This is a genomic window from Paenibacillus sp. J22FR83 (genome assembly GCF_059691955.1).
On the sequence record NZ_JCAUAM010000025.1, the window covers coordinates 1 to 18,902 of the forward strand.

Below are 18,902 nucleotides of genomic sequence, written 5' to 3' on the forward strand. Positions count from 1 at the left end.
TTTACTTTCACGTTATTTGGAACTTTGTTAACCATTCGGAACCGCCGTATGCGGACCCGCATGTACGGTGGTGTGAGAGGTCAGGGGCTAGCCGCTCCTATCTACTCGATTATTCGAAAAGATGGGGCTCTGGGAGAATCTGATGAATTCCAGTTAAGTTTCGTAAAGTGCTAGTTGTGCTTAGAAATAGATGTAGGAAATCCAGTTAATGTTCTACCTGTCTTATTGCTGCTCAGCAAGATCCGTCAACTGATGGAACGTGCTTTGTAATGTCGGATATAGACTGCGGTAAACGTTATAATATGCTTCATATTTAAGCTGGCTAGTCGGATTGGGTTCTACGCGATCTGTGACTTTAATCCAATCTTCGCATAATTTCGTAATGTCGACTTGGCGTACACCTGATGCTGCCATGATAGCTGCCCCGTAAGCGGGGCCATCAGTCGAATTAACCGTAACGACAGGGATTCCGAAAATATCCGCGATCATTTGGCGCCAGAAAGGACTTCTAGCACCGCCGCCGTTAACGCGAAGTTCGGTCACTTCAATCCCGGATTCACGAATTAATTCCATGGAATCACGAAGTCCGAAGGTGATACCTTCTAGAACAGCGCGGGTCAAATGCGCTTTCTCGTGTCGGAGATTAAGCCCGATGAAAGCCCCGCGAGCTTTAGGATCAGGATGCGGCGTGCGTTCGCCAGATAGATAAGGAAGGAATACTAAACCTTCGCTTCCGAGTGGAGCTGCAGCGGCTTCTGCTGTGAGTATTTCATACACATCTTTGCCTTCTTGCTCAGCGCGTGCGAGCTCTTCACTGGCAAAGTGGTTGCGCCACCACTGGAATGATCCGCCTGCCGCGAGCATAACGCCCATGCGGTGCCATTTGCCTGGCACGCCGTGACAGAAGGAATGAAGCCGATACGCTTCATCCACTTGGTAGGTGTCGTCGTGTACGAAGACGACACCAGAAGTGCCGAGCGCCACCGAGGCGATGCCTTGGCGGACGACGCCAACACCTACGGCGCCGCAAGCTTGGTCGCCGCCGCCGACAACGATCGGCGTGCCCGGCGCTAAGCCTGTCAGCGCTGCTGCCTCCGGCAGCAGGTGCCCGGCAATGTCGCCGGACTCATAAAGCGGCGGCAGCCACTCGAGCGGGATCTCTAACCGCTCCGCGACGGTTTGAGACCAGCTGCGGTGGGCTACATCGAGCAGCAGCGTGCCGCTGGCGTCGGCCATGTCCATGCCGAACGCACCCGTCAGGCGCAGCCTGACGTAGTCCTTCGGCAGCAGCAGATGCCGAACGCGAGCGTAGTGCTCCGGCTCATGCTGCCGGAGCCATAGAAGCTTGGGCGCGGTGAAGCCGGTCAGCGCCCGATTGCCTGTGAGGCGACCGAGCTCGGCTTCGCCGACGGTCGCTTCGATGTAGGCGCACTGCTCCGCGGTGCGCTGATCGCACCAGAGCAGCGCAGGCCGGATGACCTGCTGCGCCTCGTCAAGGAAGACCGACCCGTGCATTTGGCCGGAGAAGCCAATCCCTGCCACTGCATCGCCGGATACGCCGGTGCTGGCTAACAGCCCTTGAATGCCTTCGATTGTGGCGTTCCACCAATCTTCAGGATGCTGTTCGGCCCAACCTGGCTGGGGTTGTTGCAGTGGATATTGAGCAGAATGTGAGCCGATAACCGAACCGGCTTCATCCACTAGAATACATTTGATTGCAGAAGTACCTAAATCTAAGCCCATAAAATAAGCCATGAGATCACCCTTTTGTCATGAAATATAGTCATTACTTCGATATTCTTTGTTTGTTTATTAAATATACAAAGATAACATACTCAATGTATTCGCTTATGGTTTCGAATATCCTTCTTTTCCAGTTGAATATTCCTATGAATTTTTACTGAGACGGGAATGATTAATATATGGACTTACTCCCGCTTATAAAGGTGGTAATACTTGTCTCAAAACTTTCCCTCGGGAAAAATAATTTCAGTGGAACATAAATGTTTACCTGTAGCATAAGATGGGGTTATGTAGTATACTACATATAAATGTTTCCCTAGAACAACATTATTGGTCTTGTGAAAGAAGGGTTAAGTTATGGATATTGCCAAAAAAGAACCGATTCAGGATGGGATCGGATGGCGCAAAGATGCCTCGACGCCAAGTCTGCCTGAAGTTCATCATAGTATGAAAGTGCCGAAGAAAGCAGGGTTTTTTCGGAAGTTACTAGCTTTCGTTGGGCCTGGATATCTGGTGGCCGTTGGATATATGGATCCAGGAAACTGGGCGACTGACTTGGCAGGCGGCTCACAATTCGGATATACGCTGCTTTCAGTTATTTTAATATCGAATCTCATGGCGATTCTCTTACAGGCTTTGTCCGGCCGTCTCGGTATTGTGACAGGCCGAGATTTGGCGCAAGCGTGCCGCGATCATTATAGCAAGCCAGTTTCCTATGTGCTTTGGTTTCTGTGTGAACTTGCTATCGCTGCCTGTGATCTAGCTGAGGTTATCGGAGCTGCGATTGCTCTGCAGTTACTGTTCGGGTTGCCACTCATTTACGGCGTGATTTTGACGGCATTAGATGTCATTCTGGTACTGATGCTTCAGAAGAAAGGCTTTCGCTATATTGAGGCGATGGTTATTAGTTTAATTGCACTTATTATGGTTTGTTTTATTATGGAACTTATTTTCTCGCAGCCTGAATTTGCAGCTGTAGCAGCTGGCTTCATTCCAACGACTGAAATTGTAACGAACCCAGCTATGTTATATATTGCTCTTGGTATTCTAGGAGCAACGGTTATGCCGCATAATCTGTATTTGCACTCATCCATCGTTCAGACACGCAAAATTGAGCCTACAATTGAAGCCAAACGCGAAGCGATCAAATTCTCCACGATTGATACATCGGTTGCCTTGATGCTAGCGCTATTCGTTAACGCGGCGATTCTTATCCTTTCGGCGGCGGCGTTTCATTCAGCTGGGAAAGAGGTTGCAGAAATTCAAGATGCGTATCATCTCCTTGGACCTATGTTGGGTACAGGAGCAGCCAGTATATTGTTTGCCGTTGCGCTCTTAGCATCCGGTCAGAATTCAACACTTACGGGTACACTGGCTGGACAGATCGTCATGGAAGGCTTTCTAAACATTCGATTAACACCTTGGTTGCGTCGATTAATTACTCGATTAATTGCTATCATTCCTGCAGTCATTGTCATCGGGATTTATGGGGAGAGCGGTGCGACAGATCTGCTTATTTTAAGTCAGGTAATTTTGTCCTTGCAATTATCATTTGCTGTAATTCCGTTAGTTACTTTTACATCGGATCGTAAAAAAATGGGCGTGCTCGTGATCCCGAAATGGATGGCTGTCTTGAGTTGGTTTGTGGCTATTTTAATCGCGGGATTGAATGCTTACCTGCTGTTTACTACTTTTTTTGGATAAAAAGGAATAGATAGGAACGGATTATAGTGAATCGGGGGAGCGATCCCTCGATTTTTCATTTACCTCTTTTTCTAAAGCTTAATCAATGGTATTATAGAGAATAGTGTTGAAATGGCAAGTGGTCTACATGCACTTCATTGAAGGGGGAAAGGGCTTTTGCTAAAGAGAACTTTAATCGGATTAGTACGTAGTCATGAAACGACAGGGGAAAAAGCTAGAGATCCTTTACTTAAAACTAGATATTTTAAGCTGCCGAAGGAGCAAGTTTGGGAAGAGGTAACGGCTGTATTAAAGAAAACGCCAGGGTACAAGCTATTGCATGAGGTCCCGAACGTAGGAGAAATTCTTGCTGAGCGCAAGACGGTTACTGGAAGAACCCAAGACGTAACGTTGACTTTATTTGCTATCAATCCGGTGAAAACGGCCGTTGATATTTATTCAGCTTCACGTGGTTCAATGGGGGATCTTGGATCCAATTACCGTACGATATTAGATATTTATAAACAATTAGATCGTAAACTTGCTTCATATAAAATTGATGGATAACAAAAACAGCAGGGAAGCTTGGCCTCCTTGCTGTTTTATTTGTGTGGCTTACACTAATTTTTTGACAGCTTCTACAGCTGCTTCATAGTTCGGGTGAGCTGTCATTTCGCCAAGGTACTCAACGTATTGAACCGTGTCATTAGCGTCGATTACGAAAATGGAGCGCATATCCAATTGAATTTCTTTGATCAATACGCCGTAAGCTTCGCCAAAGGATTTTGTTTTGTAGTCAGACAAAGTGATTACTTTGTCGATGCCTGCAGCGCCGCACCAGCGAGCTTGTGCGAAAGGAAGATCAACGCTGATTGTAAGTACAGCAACATTGTCGCCTAGGCTAGCTGCTTCTTCATTGAAACGACGTGTTTGTGCATCACAAACGCCTGTATCTAAGGAAGGAACTACGGAGATCAATTTCACTTTACCTGCGTAATCGGCAAGTGATACTTGCGTCATCAAATCTTTGTTGACTTTGAAATCAGGTGCTTTGTCACCTACTTTAATTTCGGGACCTACCAAAGTGATAGGATTGCTTTTCAGGGTAGCAACACCAGTACGTTCTTGTGCCATTGAATGATTTCCTCCTTTATTATCCATGCTAAATAACAACTTACTTATTATAAGCTTTTTGCAGATAAGTTGTCCAATCGTTGCTGCCACGCTATAATCGGAGTCAAGGAAAGCGTTTTGTTTCTTCATTAAGTAGTTATGTCGGGGGATTTATTCAAGTGGAATTAAGACAATTGCAATATTTTGTGAAGGTTGCTAGGAAGCAGCATGTGACACAGGCGGCGGAAGAATTGCACGTAGCGCAGTCTGCGGTTAGTCGGCAAATTCATTTGCTGGAAGAGGAACTCGGTGTTGATTTATTTGTGCAAAAAGGACGCAATTTACATCTGACCTCTGTTGGACATTTATTTCTAAGTCGAGTAGAAGGTATTCTTACAGATTTGGAACGTGCGGTTGGTGAGATCCATGAGTTTCTTGATCCAGAGGCTGGTGAGATTCGAATTGGTTTCCCTCATAGTCTTGTCATCAATTTACTTCCTGCAGTGGTTGCGGCTTTTAAGAAAAATCACCCCAATGTGAAGTTTAGGCTGCGCCAGGGTACATATACGTCATTAATCCGTGATGTTTCGAGAGGGGAAATCGATCTCGCATTTATTTCGCCCTTCCCGGAATCCCACGAGCACGTGACAGGTGAAATTCTTTTGACAGAAGAGTTGTATGCCATCATTCCTGCAAATCATATTCTGGCAGACTATACGTCAATTCGCCTTGAGCAGTTGAGGAACGAACCTTTCGTTATGTTTAGTGAAGAATATACGCTTCGAACGATCGTAATGGATGCTTGCCAAAGTGCAGGTTTCGTTCCTAAGATCGAGTTTGAAGGTGAGGAGACAGATACGATTCGAGGCCTGGTTGCCGCGGGGATGGGAGTTAGCCTGCTTCCGGCGATGGCGTTGTTGGAAGGTGGCCAAATGCAACCGGTTAAAATTCGCGTAACGGATCCTCAAGTTACACGGACAGTAGGATTGATTTGTCGTAAAGGTGTAAAGCTGCCTCTGGTAGCTGAAGTGTTTCGGCGCTTCTTATATGAATATTTTAAATGAGAAAAGCTCTCCCATCAGGTCGAGATGAACCTGAGTGGGAGAGCTTTCGTGTTTAATCGTCGTTATTACGACCATTGAATATCATCACGTACTTCAGAAGCTCGAGGACGGAGATCAAGGCAGCGGCTACGTAAGTTAGGGCGGCAGCATTCAACACCTTAGCTACGCCGCGCTCTTCCTCATTAGAGATGAACCCGTGTGCGACCATTTCATCACGTGCTCTTGAACTAGCGTTAAATTCGACAGGCAATGTTACTAATTGAAATGCTACTGCTGCGGCGAAGAAGATGATGCCGACACCCAATAGCCATGGAATCTGCTGAAAAAAGAAACCTGCTAGAATGAGGATTGGAGCTACGCCGGAAGCGAAGTTAACTACAGGAAACATCTTGTGTCTTGCGACAAGCATAGGGTAATGGACTTGATGCTGGATTGCGTGCCCTACTTCGTGACAGGCAACAGATACGGCTGAGATGGAACTCTGGAAGTAGACGGGCTCTGACAAACGTACAGTTCGAGCTGTTGGATCGTAATGGTCTGATAACGTCCCAGGCACAGCTTCAACGGGGACATCGTAAAGGCCATTCGCGTCTAACATCCGCCTTGCAGCTTCCGCTCCTGTCATTCGTGAGTAGACAGGTACGTTCGACCATTTGTTAAATGTTCCTCGTACTCGAAACGAAGCCCACATGGAGAGGGCAAATGCAATGATAATTAGGAAATCCATTGGGTGAAAAAACATAGGGCATTCCTCCGTATTTCAATTTATGAGAACGGATTTTTACCTAAAAGGACAATAAGTGCTTCGATGCAAGCGGCAGTTGGTTGTGTCAAGATATGATACAGTTTTTTCAGCTGCTTGGGCTTTAGTTGCTGAACAAGTGGGCTGAGTTCCTTGGCTTCCTTCATTAATTGTTCTAAGTGCAATTGAAGGGATGTGAGCTTATCTGTCACAGTGTCATCGGAGGTTACTTTACTCCATTGTTGTAAGTTTACTTTGATTTCCTCTAAGGTATATTTCTCGTTCTTCATAGATTCAATACGCCTCAGCCGGTGCAAAGTTTCATCACTGTATAAACGATAATTCGTATCTGATCTTCGTTCGGGTTCGATTAAGCTCAGCTTGGTGTAGTAATCAATGGTACGAGGGCTGACATCAGCAAGCTTAGCGAGCTCTCCGATTTTATAAAGCTTCTCATTCCCCATGCTAAATTCACCTCTACTCCATTGGTTTGAATTTCTTTCTTCTATATAACCATGATACCTGAAATTAAACCGTACAGTCAAACGTGATGCTTTAGAAACCTGACATTGGATATAAGTGTAAATATGGCGTTTTGGTACTGTATATGAGCCGAAACACGAATTATGCTTGTTTCATGTCAGCTTATTTTTCGTATTTTTCAATATTTTTACGAAATTCCTATTGTCAAACGAAAATTACCTGTATATAATGACATTAAGAGTTTCATTACATGTTACTTAATATAACATTAAAGGAAGTGGTCGTATGGTTAAGAAATTGTTGTTAGCTTTCGGCGTTATGTCATTACTGTTCCCTACACTCGCATTTGCAGCGGATGAGGCGACAGCACCGCAACTTCAAAGTGCAATTGATGCAGTATGGGTTATGTTAGCAGCAATCTTAGTCATCTTCATGCAAGCTGGTTTTGCACTTTTAGAAGCGGGGTCAACTAGAATGAAAAATGCCGGTCACGTAGCCGGTAAAACGATTTTAACTTTCGGGATATGTGCTATTGCTTTCTGGGCTGTAGGTTTTGGTTTCGCCTTCGGTGATGGTAATGCATTCTTTGGAGAAACGGGCTTCTTCGTAACAGGTTTAGAGGATCAAGCTGCAGCAGCGTTTGGATCTCTTTCCTTCTCCGATGTGCCAATCGGTATTAAATTCTTGTTCCAACTAGCATTTGCAGGTGTATCCCTTGCCATTGCTTGGGGCGGTTTTGCAGAAAGAGCGAAACTTCCAGTTTACTTTATTTTCGGAATTCTTTACACAGTCATTATCTATCCAATCGTAGCGCACTGGGTATGGGGCGGCGGCTGGTTGAGCAAATTGGGTATGCAAGATTTCGCAGGTTCAACTGTCGTTCATTTACAAGGTGCAACAGCAGCGTTAGTAGCAACTATCTTGCTTAAACCGCGTATTGGCAAATATAATAAAGATAAAACACCTAACTTGATTCCAGGTCATAACCAAGTATTGTCTGTTCTAGGTGTAATCATCCTATGGATTGGTTGGTTCGGATTCAACCCAGGTAGTACGCTTAGCGCAATGGGTGATGGCTTCTTCGGTTATATCGCATTAACAACGAATATGGCTGCTGCGGCAGGTGCTGTAGCTGCATTGATTATCTCTTGGATGTACTTCGGTAAAGCAGATATTCCTAGCATGTTGAATGGTGTTCTTGCGGCGCTAGTTGCTATTACAGCTGCTTGTGCGTTCGTAGACGCTTGGGCTGCAATCGTAATTGGTGCTGTAGCGGGTATTGTAACCTTCTTCACGGCACAATGGTTCGAAAGAGCTGGAATTGACGATCCGATCTATGCATTCTCCGTACACGGTATCGCTGGTATCTGGGGTACACTTTCCACTGGTTTGTTCGCAACGCCTGAACTTTCAGCGAAGGTTGGTATCGGTGGTGCAGGATTATTCTACGGCGGTGGTTTCCACCAATTAGGGATTCAAGCACTTGGTCTTGCTGGAGCTTTGGCATTCGTACTAGTTCTTTCCTTCATTATCCTAGGAATTCTTAAAGCTACAATTGGTCTTCGTGTTACAGAAGAAGAAGAAATTATTGGTCTGGATCTTTCCGAGCATGGTTCATACGGGTATCCGGAACAAATGAAAAAAGCAGCTCAAAACGGCGTGTCCGTTTAATAACACATATACTTTCTACTAGAGCAAAGGGGATGCAACATGAATCATCTCTCAATGGAACGGATCCTGGAACGCATATATCTCTCTGAGCAGTTCGAGGAGATGCGAATCACCAGAGATCAGGTGCATGAGATGTTTCGGGAGCATCTCCTTTTTCCCTATAGATCTGAACTTGGACAGCAAATTAATCAAGTGCATGATGCGTTGATCCAAAGAACGACACAGATTGCTGAACACCTGCTTGAAGATGAAGGTTACGGAAAGCCGCCTGTTCCATATGCTTTTATCTTATTAGGCAGTGGTGGCAGAAGAGAACAAACACTGTGGAGTGACCAAGACAACGGACTCATTTATGACGATAGTGAAACACATACGCAAGACGAGTTAGATCTCTATTTTGATAAGCTGGCTTCCTATATCATTCGTGGTTTGGATGTGTTAGGTTATCCGCCTTGTGAAGGCAATGTGATCTCCAGCAATCCGCAATGGCGGAAGTCTCTGCAAGGATATACGGAGATGATGATTAGCTGGTTCATGGAACCTGATTGGGAAAATGTGCGCTATCTGCTCATATTGGCGGATATGCGTTGTATGTATGGATCAGAGGTATTGGTCAAGAAATTGAAACAAACGTTTATAGATTATGTTCAGGAACATCCGGGACTCTTGAGATACCTGTTGTCCAACACATTACATCACAAGATTTCCTTAGGTATATTTAGTCATCTGATTACAGAGCGTTACGGAGAAGATGCAGGTGGATTTGATATCAAATATGGCGCCTATATTCCGATCGTCAATGGGATTCGGCTGCTTGCTATTCAAGCAGGGATTCTAGCTACTTCTACGATTGAGCGAATTAAACAGTTGAAGGTAACGGGATTTGTGTCTGAACAGTTAGCCCATGATTGGGAGATGGCTTTTACCATCGCATTAAAGCTAAGAGATCTAACCCCTTTCCAGTTAGAGGAAGAGAAATATACAACAAGAGGTAAACTTACGGCAGAGCAACTTAACAAAGAGACTCGTTTGGAATTAAAACAATGTTTACGAACGGGCATTCAGCTGCAGAAGTATGTCAGTAAATCGATAGACTTACACATAGAGAGAGAAAAAAGGTAGATATATCGGAATCGGAAATCACGTTTCATTGCGTTGGGAGAGGTGACTCGCGTGAAGGATATGCGTCCAGCAGGTCGTATGTGGCATTTGTATAAAATGGGCGGTTTGACCCCAGCTTTAACCTCGATGTTTGATGCGCAAAGTGCGCAACAAATGGCTTTTATACGGTCGATGCTGAAAGAGCAGCGTAAAGATTCTTTGTTCGAAATTCCATTGCATGCGATGGAAATCGTGGTCTTTGATCTCGAAACGACGGGCTTCTCTCCTTATAATGGGGACGAAATTATCTCGTTCGGTGCTGTCTCCGTTATTGGCGGTGAAGTGCAAACGGGAGATACCTTCTATAAAATGGTGAATCCGAAACGCAAGATTCCAGATGAGGTCGTTAAGTTAACGGGTATTACGAATGAAATGGCCAGTGATGCACCCGACTTAATCGGAGTATTAAGTGAATTCTTAGAATTCGTACAGCAGAAAATATTAGTTGCGCATGCCATAGGGCATGATAAAAGTTTTTTGAACTCGGCTTTATGGCGTACGTCCAAAGTAAGCTTATCCCATCGTGTTTTGGATATTATGATGATCGCAAAGTGGCTCATGCCCAAACGAAAAAATCTGGGATTAGACTCACTCTTGCATGCTTATGACATTCCGGTAACAGGTAGACATCACGCATTAGAAGATGCACTCATGACAGCCAAGTTATGGTCCAGGTTCATGGAAGAAATAAGGGCAAGAAATGTAGACACATTAGGTGATTTATATGCGTTATTAAGCCATCATTGACCGATGACAAACGAAAGTTTGTGATATGCGGTTGTGGTGGTTTTTTTTAGGGAATACGCCTGAAGGTCAGGGTGCTCTTTCTGTTGCAGGGAAAGGATCCAATAAGTTGGGATGGTATGCCAAAGTGTTGTGAGGTCCTCGGTAGACGGGATTGATGCAGCAACGGGGTGAGAATGAAATATTCCGACGATTGTTCTTCGTTTGTCCGTTAGATAGGGAAGCAGTTCGATGGGATGGATGGTGAACTGTCGTGTCGGATGTGCCGCGTGATTATGAAGAGGGATAAATGTATGGATATGTAGGTTATCTGCAGATGAGGAAGAAGCATCCTGGATAAGGATGCCACATGCTTCGTTAGGAAGTGAGCGCATACTGTGAGAGAGCATATCGTCATAGGGTTGTCTAGCTAGATGTATGCTCACTTGCGCTCACTCCTCACATTCTAGGGATATGAGGTAGTATATCATGTTTGTTCTTGTAATTCAGCCTTAGGCTTGATGAAGAAAAACACCACAACTAACATTAGAAATGATAATGAGGCGACCGTGACGAAGAGTGTCTTGTGTGAGATGCTCATGAGCCAGCCGAATAGTGGGGGGCCGAAGGCGACGCCGATAAATCGTAAGCTATTATAAAGGGAAGTAATCATCCCGCGCTGCTCGCGCTCTACCGATCCGGTGATGAGCGTATTTAGGCATGGGAGCAGGAGTCCTGTTCCTATTCCGCTCAGTGACAATAAGCCAATGAACACATACAAGTTACCATTCAAAAATGTAGCCAAGCTGAGAGATACAACCATGGTGATAAGTCCGATATTCATGAGCCAACGCATGAGCTTGCCATTTTGTTTGATTTTCGCTCCAGTGGTATAGGAGGTAATGACGAGACAGAGCAGGGGGATCGCAAGGATGAGTCCTTTCCGTACGCCTTCGATGCTGTAGGGCTTCTCTTCCAAAATCTGTGAGAGATAGAAAAGTACGCCGAATAAAATGAATAAGGTGATCGAACCCGCAATGAAGGCGGGGATGAGCCAGTGGCCTTTGCTTTTCAGGATGGATTTAATTTGCTTCAGATAAAGTTTGAGAGGTTCGGCTTCTTTCTCTTTGGCGGGCTCTTTGATCATGAAAATAACTGCAAGCAAGGCTAGTAAACAAAACAGTGGAAAAGCAAAAAAAGGTGCAAACCATATGAGTAGTGCTAGAAGAGATCCTAGGATGGGGCTCACTACTTTGCCGACTCCATTGGAGGCTTCGATAAGTCCTAAAGCTTTGCTGGCTTTGGGACCTTTGTAAATATCGCCAACTAGTGCCATGGCAATAGGGGCTGTACCCGCGGCTCCAAGGCCTTGTATAGCTCTGGAAGTGATAAGTAGGGGGTAGGAGTTCCAAATGGCGCCAAGCCCCGCTAAAACCCCGGCAGAGCCATATACGATAAGTGAAGGGATAATAACTGCTTTGCGCGTGAAGCGATCAGATAAATAACCGGAAATCGGAATTATAAGGCCTGCTGTTAATGAGAACAACGTGATTATGAGTGAACTTTGGAAGCGTGAAATGGCCATTTTCTCTTGTAAGTCGGGTAAAATCGGAACCAGCATAGAATTGCCAAGGACTAGCACCAAAGGGATGGAGGCAAGTGCGAGATACTGCCAGACGCTGCCTTTCGCATTTGTATCGCTCTTTGTATTATTGGATGAGGATTCTTCTTCGTGTTCGTATATTCTCATTGGGTTGAGTGGGTTCTTACCCCTCGTTTTCGAAGCAGTCTGTTTCATTTCGGCGGTTCCTTTCATCGCAGAGAGTAGGTTTACTTTTTCCCTAATGGGATGAAACCATACTTCAGGAATGTGATGTTGGAATTTTCGCTCCTTTGGAGATAATATAGAGAGAGTGGAGGTTGATACTGTGAAGAAGAATCTCATCGTAATTGCTTTCGTCGTTCTATTGGCGGGCTTTGCGATTTATCAAAATGTACGAAATGAAGATAAACAAACCCTCATGCCAAGCGAACAAGCGGCTAAGGTGAATTTCTTAGCGCCTCCTTTTACGTTGCAAGGTTTGGATGGGAAGGACTATTCGGTTGGCGGGCCTCGTGAGAAGCCAATGTTTGTGAACTTCTGGGCTTCGTGGTGTGGTCCTTGTGAAGAAGAAGCGCCTGATCTAGTGAATTTGTATAAGAAATATGAGGGGAAATTTGATCTTTATGCGGTAAATGTGACGCCCGGGGATAAAATGGACAATATTAAAAAGTTCGTGGATACTTATCAGTATCCGTTTCCTGTATTGCTTGATAAACAGGGGGCAAATGCCGATACCTATAACGTTATCGCGATTCCTACAAGTTTTCTTATCGATAAAAATGGCGTCATCAGGGAAATTATCCATGTACTTTCCCCAAAGGAACTCGACAAAAAGATGGCGAGCCTTCTGAAGGAAGACTGATTAAAAAAGCTGCAAGAGAGCACTGAGTGCTCTTGCAGCTTTTTCGTGTACAAACTAATGATTCACTAAGCCTAATCGTTCTTGTTGCTCTTTGTTAGCTGGCTCCACGCGTTTTCTGGAAATCAGGGCATAACGTAAGCTGTCAACAAGTGCATACCAACTAGCTTCGATAATGTTGCTGGATACCCCAAGTGTATTCCATGTTGTGTTGAAATCAGTGGTTTCCATAAGCACGCGAACTTTGCCAGCAGTTGCATCTTTCTCGTCCAGTACGCGAACTTTATAATCGGAAAGATGAATATTCTTAATGTCCGGATAGTATTGAATGAGGGCTTTCCGCAAGGCGTTGTCAAGTGCATTGACAGGGCCGTTACCTTCAGCCGCGGTATAGATCGTTTCACCATGTACTTTCACTTTGACGATTGCTTCGGAGACTACAGCGTGATTGGCTGTTTTCTCAACAAGCATCTTAAAGGATTCTAAAGTGAAGATTTCTTCGAGGCCTTCAAAAGCTTCGCGCAACAGAAGTTCAAGCGTAGCATCCGCACCTTCGAATTGATAACCTTGATGTTCCATGTCTTTAATTTTCTCGATGATCTCTTTGGTTTTCTGATGTTCTTTGTTGAAATCCAAGTTAAGCTCTTGAGCTTTGACCAACACATTGCTTTGGCCAGCTAGTTCAGAAACGAGTACGCGTTGTTTATTACCGACGTATTCGGGTTTCGTATGCTCATAGGTGCTAGCATCCTTGAGTATGGCAGATACGTGAATACCGCCTTTGTGTGCGAATGCAGCGTTGCCAACATACGGTTGGTTAACCGGCATATGCATGTTCGCGATCTCGCTAATATATCTGGAAACAGATGTGAGTGATTTCAATTGATCTGCAGTGATAACGTCATAACCTAGTTTTAATTGTAAATTAGGAATGATTGAACTGAGGTTAGCGTTTCCGCAACGCTCTCCGTACCCATTGATTGTTCCTTGGACTTGTCTAGCGCCGGCTTGTACGGCAGCCAAAGAGTTGGCAACACCTAGTTCACAATCATTGTGAGCGTGAATACCTATTGGCGTGGAGACGTGTTGTGTTACTGCTGTCACGATTGCAGTGATCTCATTAGGTAGGGATCCGCCGTTCGTATCGCAAAGTGTAATCCAATCTGCGCCCGCGTCTTGCGCTTTCTTAATGGTTTGCAGCGCATAGGATGGATTATTCTTGTAGCCATCGAAGAAATGCTCGGCATCGTAAATAACTTCCATGCCGCTGCTTTTCAAAAAGAGAACGGAGTCATAAATCATGTTTAAGTTTTCTTCGAGTGTTGTTTGAATTGCTGTCGTTACATGAAAATCCCATGATTTGCCGAAAATCGTAGCGACTTGTGCGCCGGATTCTACGAGTCTATTCAGGTTAATATCATCTGAAGCAAGCGAATCTTTCCGTCTTGTGCTTCCGAATGCAGTAATTTTGGCATTGGTGAAAGTCATCGTGCGTGCACGCTCAAAGAATTCAATGTCTTTGCTGTTGCTGCCCGGCCATCCGCCTTCAATATAGTGAACCCCGAGCTCATCGAGCTTGCGGGCAATTTTGATTTTATCCTCAACGGATAGGGAGATACCTTCTCCTTGGGTTCCGTCTCGTAGGGTGGTATCGAAGATTTTGACTGATGTTGGCATGGGTTCCTCCTTCAAAAGCTAACAAAGTAACTTGGTGCATGGATATGTGGGTAGTTTCGCTTGCTTTAAAGCGCTAATGTATAATTTACGATTATAACATAAATGTAGAGCTAAAGACATCATAACGTAAAATCGTGATACCTTGAAAGATTATTTTTTTGACATCTCAGGTTGGTTGTGTTTCACTCGTGTAGACAGCTCTGAAATCTGAATCAATCATCCTGGGAGGTAATGAATATGGTGTCCGTAGAGCATCATTATCCCAAGCAAGGCAGAGTCATTTTACATATTGATATGAATGCCTTCTATTGTTCAGTTCATGAAGCTGTGGAACCTGATGTGTATAAAGGGAAGCCGCTTGCTGTTGCTGGGAGTGTTGAGCTGCGTAAAGGAATTATTGTTACTTCATCATATGCAGCGCGCAAAATAGGGATCAAGACAGGCATGCAAGTTAGGCAAGCGCTGAAAATATGTCCAGATCTCATTTTAATCAAACCTGACTTTGATCTCTATCGAAATTTCTCGCGGCGGTTTATGCAGATAGTCTATGGATATTCACCAATGGTAGAATCTATGTCGATTGATGAATGTTTTGTAGATATCACAGGCTCCAAACAGTTTGGAACGCCGCTAGATATAGCTAATACGATTCAGAAAAGAATTATGCAAGAGTTGAGTTTACCGTGTTCTATTGGTATAGCTCCGAATAAGTTGCTAGCTAAAATGGGCTCAGATATGAAGAAGCCGAATGGGATTACGGTTTTGCGACTTCGTGATGTGCCACGCGTATTCTGGGATAAGCCGTGTCAGCATTTATATGGAATTGGGAAAAAAACAGCGGAGAAATTAACGCGGCTTGGTATCTTTACATTGGGTCAGTTGGCAATAGCGGATGACGCGCTGTTAAGTAAACATTTCGGCGTCATGGGGGCGCATTTGAAGCGATCAGCTAATGGGATCGACAACTCGATTGTGAATCCGGAGCAAGAGCAGAGCAAGTCTATCGGGCACACGACGACTCTGCCGCGCGATTATACGGACCGCATTGAGATTCATCGTGTCCTGCTTAATTTAGCAGATCAAGTAGCGAGAAGGCTTCGTAAGCAAGAACTCATGACGTCGACGATTCAGATTACGATCCGAGATCCTGAGATGAGGACCATTACGCGATCGCTTACTTTGCCGACGCCGACGGAGCATATGGATGATATTTATCGAACATCTTGTCAATTGTATGATCATCAATGGGAAGATGGTAATCCTGTTCGGCTCCTCGGCATCACGCTGCAGAACCTGACAGCCAAGGAAGAGTCCTACGTTCAATTAGATTTATTCGACTATGAGAAGCAGCCGCGCAGGGAAAACCTTAATAAAGTCATGGATGGACTCCGTGATAAGTTTGGGGAAGGTGTCATTCTTACAGCGGGGATGATGAGTGATGACCCGTCGGCCTTAATTCGAAATCATAAGGTAAGAGGAACGTCCTTGCAGATGGATCATCTGCGAAATAATCCTCTTCATAAAGACTTAGGAGAGTGAGGAGTATGGCGCATTGTATAGGCTTCGCGGGTTTTTCCAATAGTGGGAAAACGACGTTAATAGCTAAGCTTCTCGTGGAAATGAAACATCGTGGTCGTCGTATTGCAGTAATGAAACACGATGCCCATGGACACTATAAGGAAGCGCAAGGTGCTGACTCCAGCATTTTTGTCGAGAGGGGTGCTGATGCTGTGGTTACACTTTCTCCGAATGGGGTACACATGTATGAGAAGCAGGAAAACCCAAGTTTGGTAGAGCAGTTAGCAGCGTATGACCATCTTGATTATATTTTTATTGAAGGGTTCAAGAAGGAAAAGCATCCAAAGATTGGCGTTTACCGTACAATAGAACAAAAAGATTTGTTAAAAGGATTGGCGCCAAGCTTAATTGCTGTTGCGACAGACCTAACAAATTTAGAGGATGATTTCTCGCTTCCGCGACTTAATTTGAACGATATCCGCGGAATTGCAGATTTCATCGAGCAGTTTTTCGTGAATTGTCAATTTTAAGGTTTGAACTTTGTCCGTATTTATATTATATTTTACAATGAGGATAATTAGAGGAGGAGTAGAAAACATGGCTAAGTATACATTTGTTGATAAAGATACGTGCATCGCTTGCGGCGCTTGCGGAGCTACAGCTCCAGATATCTATGATTATGATGATGAAGGTTTGGCAGAAGTGATTTTTGAAGGTGATGGGAACAAAGGGGTTACTGAAATTCCTGATGACCTTTTTGATGATCTACAAGATGCTCAAGATGGCTGTCCAACAGACTCCATTAAAGTTGCGGATTCACCTTTTAGCTAATCATACTATCAAAATCATTGTGTGGCATATCACAGAATGTCGAAAGAGCTCGTTTCCTGAGGGGGAACGGGCTCTTTTTTTTGATGAAATGATGGGAAATTTGTAACAATTTATTGCCAATTCACAGTTAGCATCTTACAATGAAACTAGTAAACTCGGGGAGGATTATATGGGCAAGAAGAAATGGGTTAAGTCTTTAGTAATAGGACTCTTATTGATGGTGTTTTCGACATATTTCTACACAGTGAACTCTAGTGGTTTATTTTATTTTGTTGAGGGTCCGCTACAAGATACTTTGCGTGGCGCGAAGTCGGTGGATGAGCGTCAGCCTGATGATCGGATTAAGATTGTGAAAATCGATGAGAAATCCCTTTCCGCCATCGGAAAGTTTCCGTGGGATCGAAGTACATATGCGCAAGTTATTGAGAAGTTAGAACAATCGGGTGCAGCGGCAATTGGGATCGACGTTGTGCTTGCGGAGCCATCGAAGAATCCAGCAGACGACAAAGCGTTAGCTGATGTGCTAGCGAAGTATTCCAATATTATTTTGCCCGTACAAATTAATTATCCCTCCAAACAACAGTCAGCAGGCGAACTAGTTCCTGAGAGAATCGATTATCCCTCCACAACCCTAACAACCAAAAGAGACCAAATGGCCCATATCAATGTATTTGTTGATAAAGATGGCAAAGCACGTAAACTGCCTGTCGGTTTGCCCGATGAGAAAGGTACGTACATACCTGCATTCAGCGTCGCGCTAGCGAATTTAGTTTTAGATGACAATGAAAAGGTAAAGCGTGATGGGGCAACTGGAGAATGGAAGCGCGGCGATGTAATCGTACCAACGAATGATAGAAATCAAGTGACGACTGAGTTCTTCACGCAGCCTCGACAAAAGGTTGATGCGACGACAGGTTATGAGTTGCTATCCTTTGTTGATGTACTGAACAGTACAAAACCACTTCCACTGAAGGGCAGCATTGTACTTGTGGGTCCTTTCGTAACGGCCATGCAAGATGAATACCCAACACCGATCTCCTCGGTTAAAATGTTCGGGATTGAAATTCATGCCAATATGATTCAAACGCTGCTAGAGAGTGTGTTCTTCAAAGATGTATCGAAATCAGCTGGAATTGCTATTATTGTGCTAATATCCTTGTTGGCTATATTTTTATTTGAAAAATTCAATGGGAAGACGGCATTGTTCATTTTTCTAGGTATCTTCGTTGCATATGGCCTAGTGTGGCTTGGATTCTACAGTATTGGTTCTACATTCTTACCGCTGGTGTATCCACAATTTGCACTAGTAACGATCTATGTATGGTCGCTAGTTAGCCATTATTTAGAAGAACGAAAAGAACGAAATCGGGTTACTGGGATATTCGGTCGCTTCGTTTCCAAAACCGTTGTAGACGAGTTGCTGCAGTCAGGTGAAGATGTGAAACTTGGCGGAAGTCGTAAAGACATTTCATTAATATTTGTGGATATTCGCGGATTTACACCAATGTCGGAACGACTAGAGCCTGAGCAGGTCATTCAGGTATTAAATGAATATCTAGATGTGTGTACCAAAGCTATCTTTAAGTTTAACGGTACGTTGGATAAATTCATTGGTGATGGCGTTATGGCGATGTTTGGTGCACCGATTGAGTATGAGAATCACCCTGAAATGGCCGTGCGCGCTGCGATCGAGATGAAATCTCAAGCAGATATTCTCGAGCAGAAATTAATTAAGAACTATGGTATCGGAGTGAAATTCGGATTAGGTATCAATAGTGGTCCTGCCGTTGTTGGTAATATCGGTTCCGAAGATCTGAGGTTGGATTATACAGCCATCGGAGACACGGTTAATTTATCAGCACGACTGGAATCTAACGCCAAGCCAGGGCAAATTTTGATTAGTGAACAGACATATGAACGTGTCAAAGGTCTATTCGAGATCGAGTCCATCGGTGAAATTAAAGTAAAAGGGAAAGAAAAACCGGTTGCTGTGTATGAAGTTATTGGACATATAAAGAAATAAAATTGCTG

At 44.3% G+C, this 18,902-nt stretch carries 18 protein-coding genes; 11 read left to right on the forward strand and 7 right to left on the reverse strand.

Annotated elements, in window-relative coordinates:
* Positions 1 to 222: 222 nt before the first annotated feature.
* Entirely contained in the window at positions 223 to 1,755 is a 1,533-nt protein-coding gene (gene xylB, locus AC58PV_RS31205; RefSeq protein WP_497436816.1) for a xylulokinase, read from the reverse strand.
* 345 nt (positions 1,756 to 2,100) lie between these two features.
* Here xylB and AC58PV_RS31210 point away from each other — a divergent pair, with 345 nt between their 5' ends.
* Both AC58PV_RS31210 and AC58PV_RS31215 read left to right on the forward strand, forming a co-directional pair.
* On the forward strand, positions 2,101 to 3,447 hold the full coding sequence (locus tag AC58PV_RS31210) for an Nramp family divalent metal transporter (RefSeq protein ID WP_497436818.1): 1,347 nt from the start codon (positions 2,101 to 2,103) through the stop codon (positions 3,445 to 3,447).
* 156 nt (positions 3,448 to 3,603) lie between these two features.
* On the forward strand, positions 3,604 to 3,993 hold the full coding sequence (locus AC58PV_RS31215) for a DUF1499 domain-containing protein (protein WP_056616306.1): 390 nt from the start codon (positions 3,604 to 3,606) through the stop codon (positions 3,991 to 3,993).
* A gap of 48 nt (positions 3,994 to 4,041) precedes the next feature.
* Here AC58PV_RS31215 and tpx read toward each other — a convergent pair whose 3' ends face one another.
* The gene (tpx, locus tag AC58PV_RS31220) at positions 4,042 to 4,560 is read right to left on the reverse strand and encodes a thiol peroxidase (protein ID WP_497436819.1); all 519 of its coding nucleotides are present in this window, start codon (positions 4,558 to 4,560) and stop codon (positions 4,042 to 4,044) included.
* Between the two features lie 158 nt (positions 4,561 to 4,718).
* On the opposite strand from tpx, the gene gltC reads away from it, so the two are divergent.
* A complete protein-coding gene (gltC, locus tag AC58PV_RS31225) occupies positions 4,719 to 5,603 on the forward strand; it encodes a glutamate biosynthesis transcriptional regulator GltC (protein WP_497436820.1) in 885 nt (294 codons plus the stop codon).
* Positions 5,604 to 5,655: 52 nt separating this feature from the next.
* Here gltC and AC58PV_RS31230 read toward each other — a convergent pair whose 3' ends face one another.
* Complete coding sequence (locus tag AC58PV_RS31230) at positions 5,656 to 6,345, reverse strand: zinc metallopeptidase (protein ID WP_497436822.1); 690 nt, start codon at positions 6,343 to 6,345, stop codon at positions 5,656 to 5,658.
* Between the two features lie 23 nt (positions 6,346 to 6,368).
* Entirely contained in the window at positions 6,369 to 6,809 is a 441-nt protein-coding gene (locus tag AC58PV_RS31235; protein WP_068662126.1) for a MerR family transcriptional regulator, read from the reverse strand.
* Between the two features lie 304 nt (positions 6,810 to 7,113).
* On the opposite strand from AC58PV_RS31235, the gene AC58PV_RS31240 reads away from it, so the two are divergent.
* Genes AC58PV_RS31240 through AC58PV_RS31250 form a run of 3 tightly spaced genes read left to right on the forward strand, consistent with a single transcriptional unit; the run spans position 7,114 to position 10,407 of the window.
* Positions 7,114 to 8,499, forward strand: a complete 1,386-nt coding sequence (locus tag AC58PV_RS31240; protein WP_497436823.1) for an ammonium transporter — start codon at positions 7,114 to 7,116, stop codon at positions 8,497 to 8,499.
* Between the two features lie 39 nt (positions 8,500 to 8,538).
* The gene (locus tag AC58PV_RS31245; protein WP_497436824.1) at positions 8,539 to 9,621 is read left to right on the forward strand and encodes a DUF294 nucleotidyltransferase-like domain-containing protein; all 1,083 of its coding nucleotides are present in this window, start codon (positions 8,539 to 8,541) and stop codon (positions 9,619 to 9,621) included.
* 51 nt (positions 9,622 to 9,672) lie between these two features.
* A complete protein-coding gene (locus AC58PV_RS31250) occupies positions 9,673 to 10,407 on the forward strand; it encodes an exonuclease domain-containing protein (RefSeq protein WP_497436826.1) in 735 nt (244 codons plus the stop codon).
* Here AC58PV_RS31250 and AC58PV_RS31255 read toward each other — a convergent pair.
* The gene (locus tag AC58PV_RS31255) at positions 10,401 to 10,829 is read right to left on the reverse strand and encodes a M67 family metallopeptidase (RefSeq protein WP_497436827.1); all 429 of its coding nucleotides are present in this window, start codon (positions 10,827 to 10,829) and stop codon (positions 10,401 to 10,403) included. The two genes, AC58PV_RS31250 and AC58PV_RS31255, sit on opposite strands and share 7 nt — an antisense overlap.
* A 41-nt stretch (positions 10,830 to 10,870) precedes the next feature.
* A complete protein-coding gene (locus AC58PV_RS31260) occupies positions 10,871 to 12,181 on the reverse strand; it encodes an MFS transporter (protein ID WP_497436828.1) in 1,311 nt (436 codons plus the stop codon).
* Between the two features lie 130 nt (positions 12,182 to 12,311).
* Between AC58PV_RS31260 and AC58PV_RS31265 the strand changes: the two genes are divergently transcribed.
* Complete coding sequence (locus AC58PV_RS31265; RefSeq protein WP_497436830.1) at positions 12,312 to 12,848, forward strand: TlpA disulfide reductase family protein; 537 nt, start codon at positions 12,312 to 12,314, stop codon at positions 12,846 to 12,848.
* 54 nt (positions 12,849 to 12,902) lie between these two features.
* Here AC58PV_RS31265 and cimA read toward each other — a convergent pair whose 3' ends face one another.
* The gene (cimA, locus tag AC58PV_RS31270; protein ID WP_497436831.1) at positions 12,903 to 14,522 is read right to left on the reverse strand and encodes a citramalate synthase; all 1,620 of its coding nucleotides are present in this window, start codon (positions 14,520 to 14,522) and stop codon (positions 12,903 to 12,905) included.
* Between the two features lie 237 nt (positions 14,523 to 14,759).
* On the opposite strand from cimA, the gene AC58PV_RS31275 reads away from it, so the two are divergent.
* From AC58PV_RS31275 to AC58PV_RS31290, 4 genes are all read left to right on the forward strand, one after another.
* On the forward strand, positions 14,760 to 16,061 hold the full coding sequence (locus AC58PV_RS31275; protein ID WP_497436832.1) for a DNA polymerase IV: 1,302 nt from the start codon (positions 14,760 to 14,762) through the stop codon (positions 16,059 to 16,061).
* A gap of 5 nt (positions 16,062 to 16,066) precedes the next feature.
* On the forward strand, positions 16,067 to 16,570 hold the full coding sequence (gene mobB / locus AC58PV_RS31280; RefSeq protein WP_497436833.1) for a molybdopterin-guanine dinucleotide biosynthesis protein B: 504 nt from the start codon (positions 16,067 to 16,069) through the stop codon (positions 16,568 to 16,570).
* A gap of 67 nt (positions 16,571 to 16,637) precedes the next feature.
* On the forward strand, positions 16,638 to 16,871 hold the full coding sequence (locus tag AC58PV_RS31285; RefSeq protein ID WP_068662116.1) for a ferredoxin: 234 nt from the start codon (positions 16,638 to 16,640) through the stop codon (positions 16,869 to 16,871).
* A gap of 169 nt (positions 16,872 to 17,040) precedes the next feature.
* Positions 17,041 to 18,894, forward strand: a complete 1,854-nt coding sequence (locus AC58PV_RS31290) for a CHASE2 domain-containing protein (protein ID WP_497436834.1) — start codon at positions 17,041 to 17,043, stop codon at positions 18,892 to 18,894.
* Positions 18,895 to 18,902 lie beyond the last annotated feature (8 nt).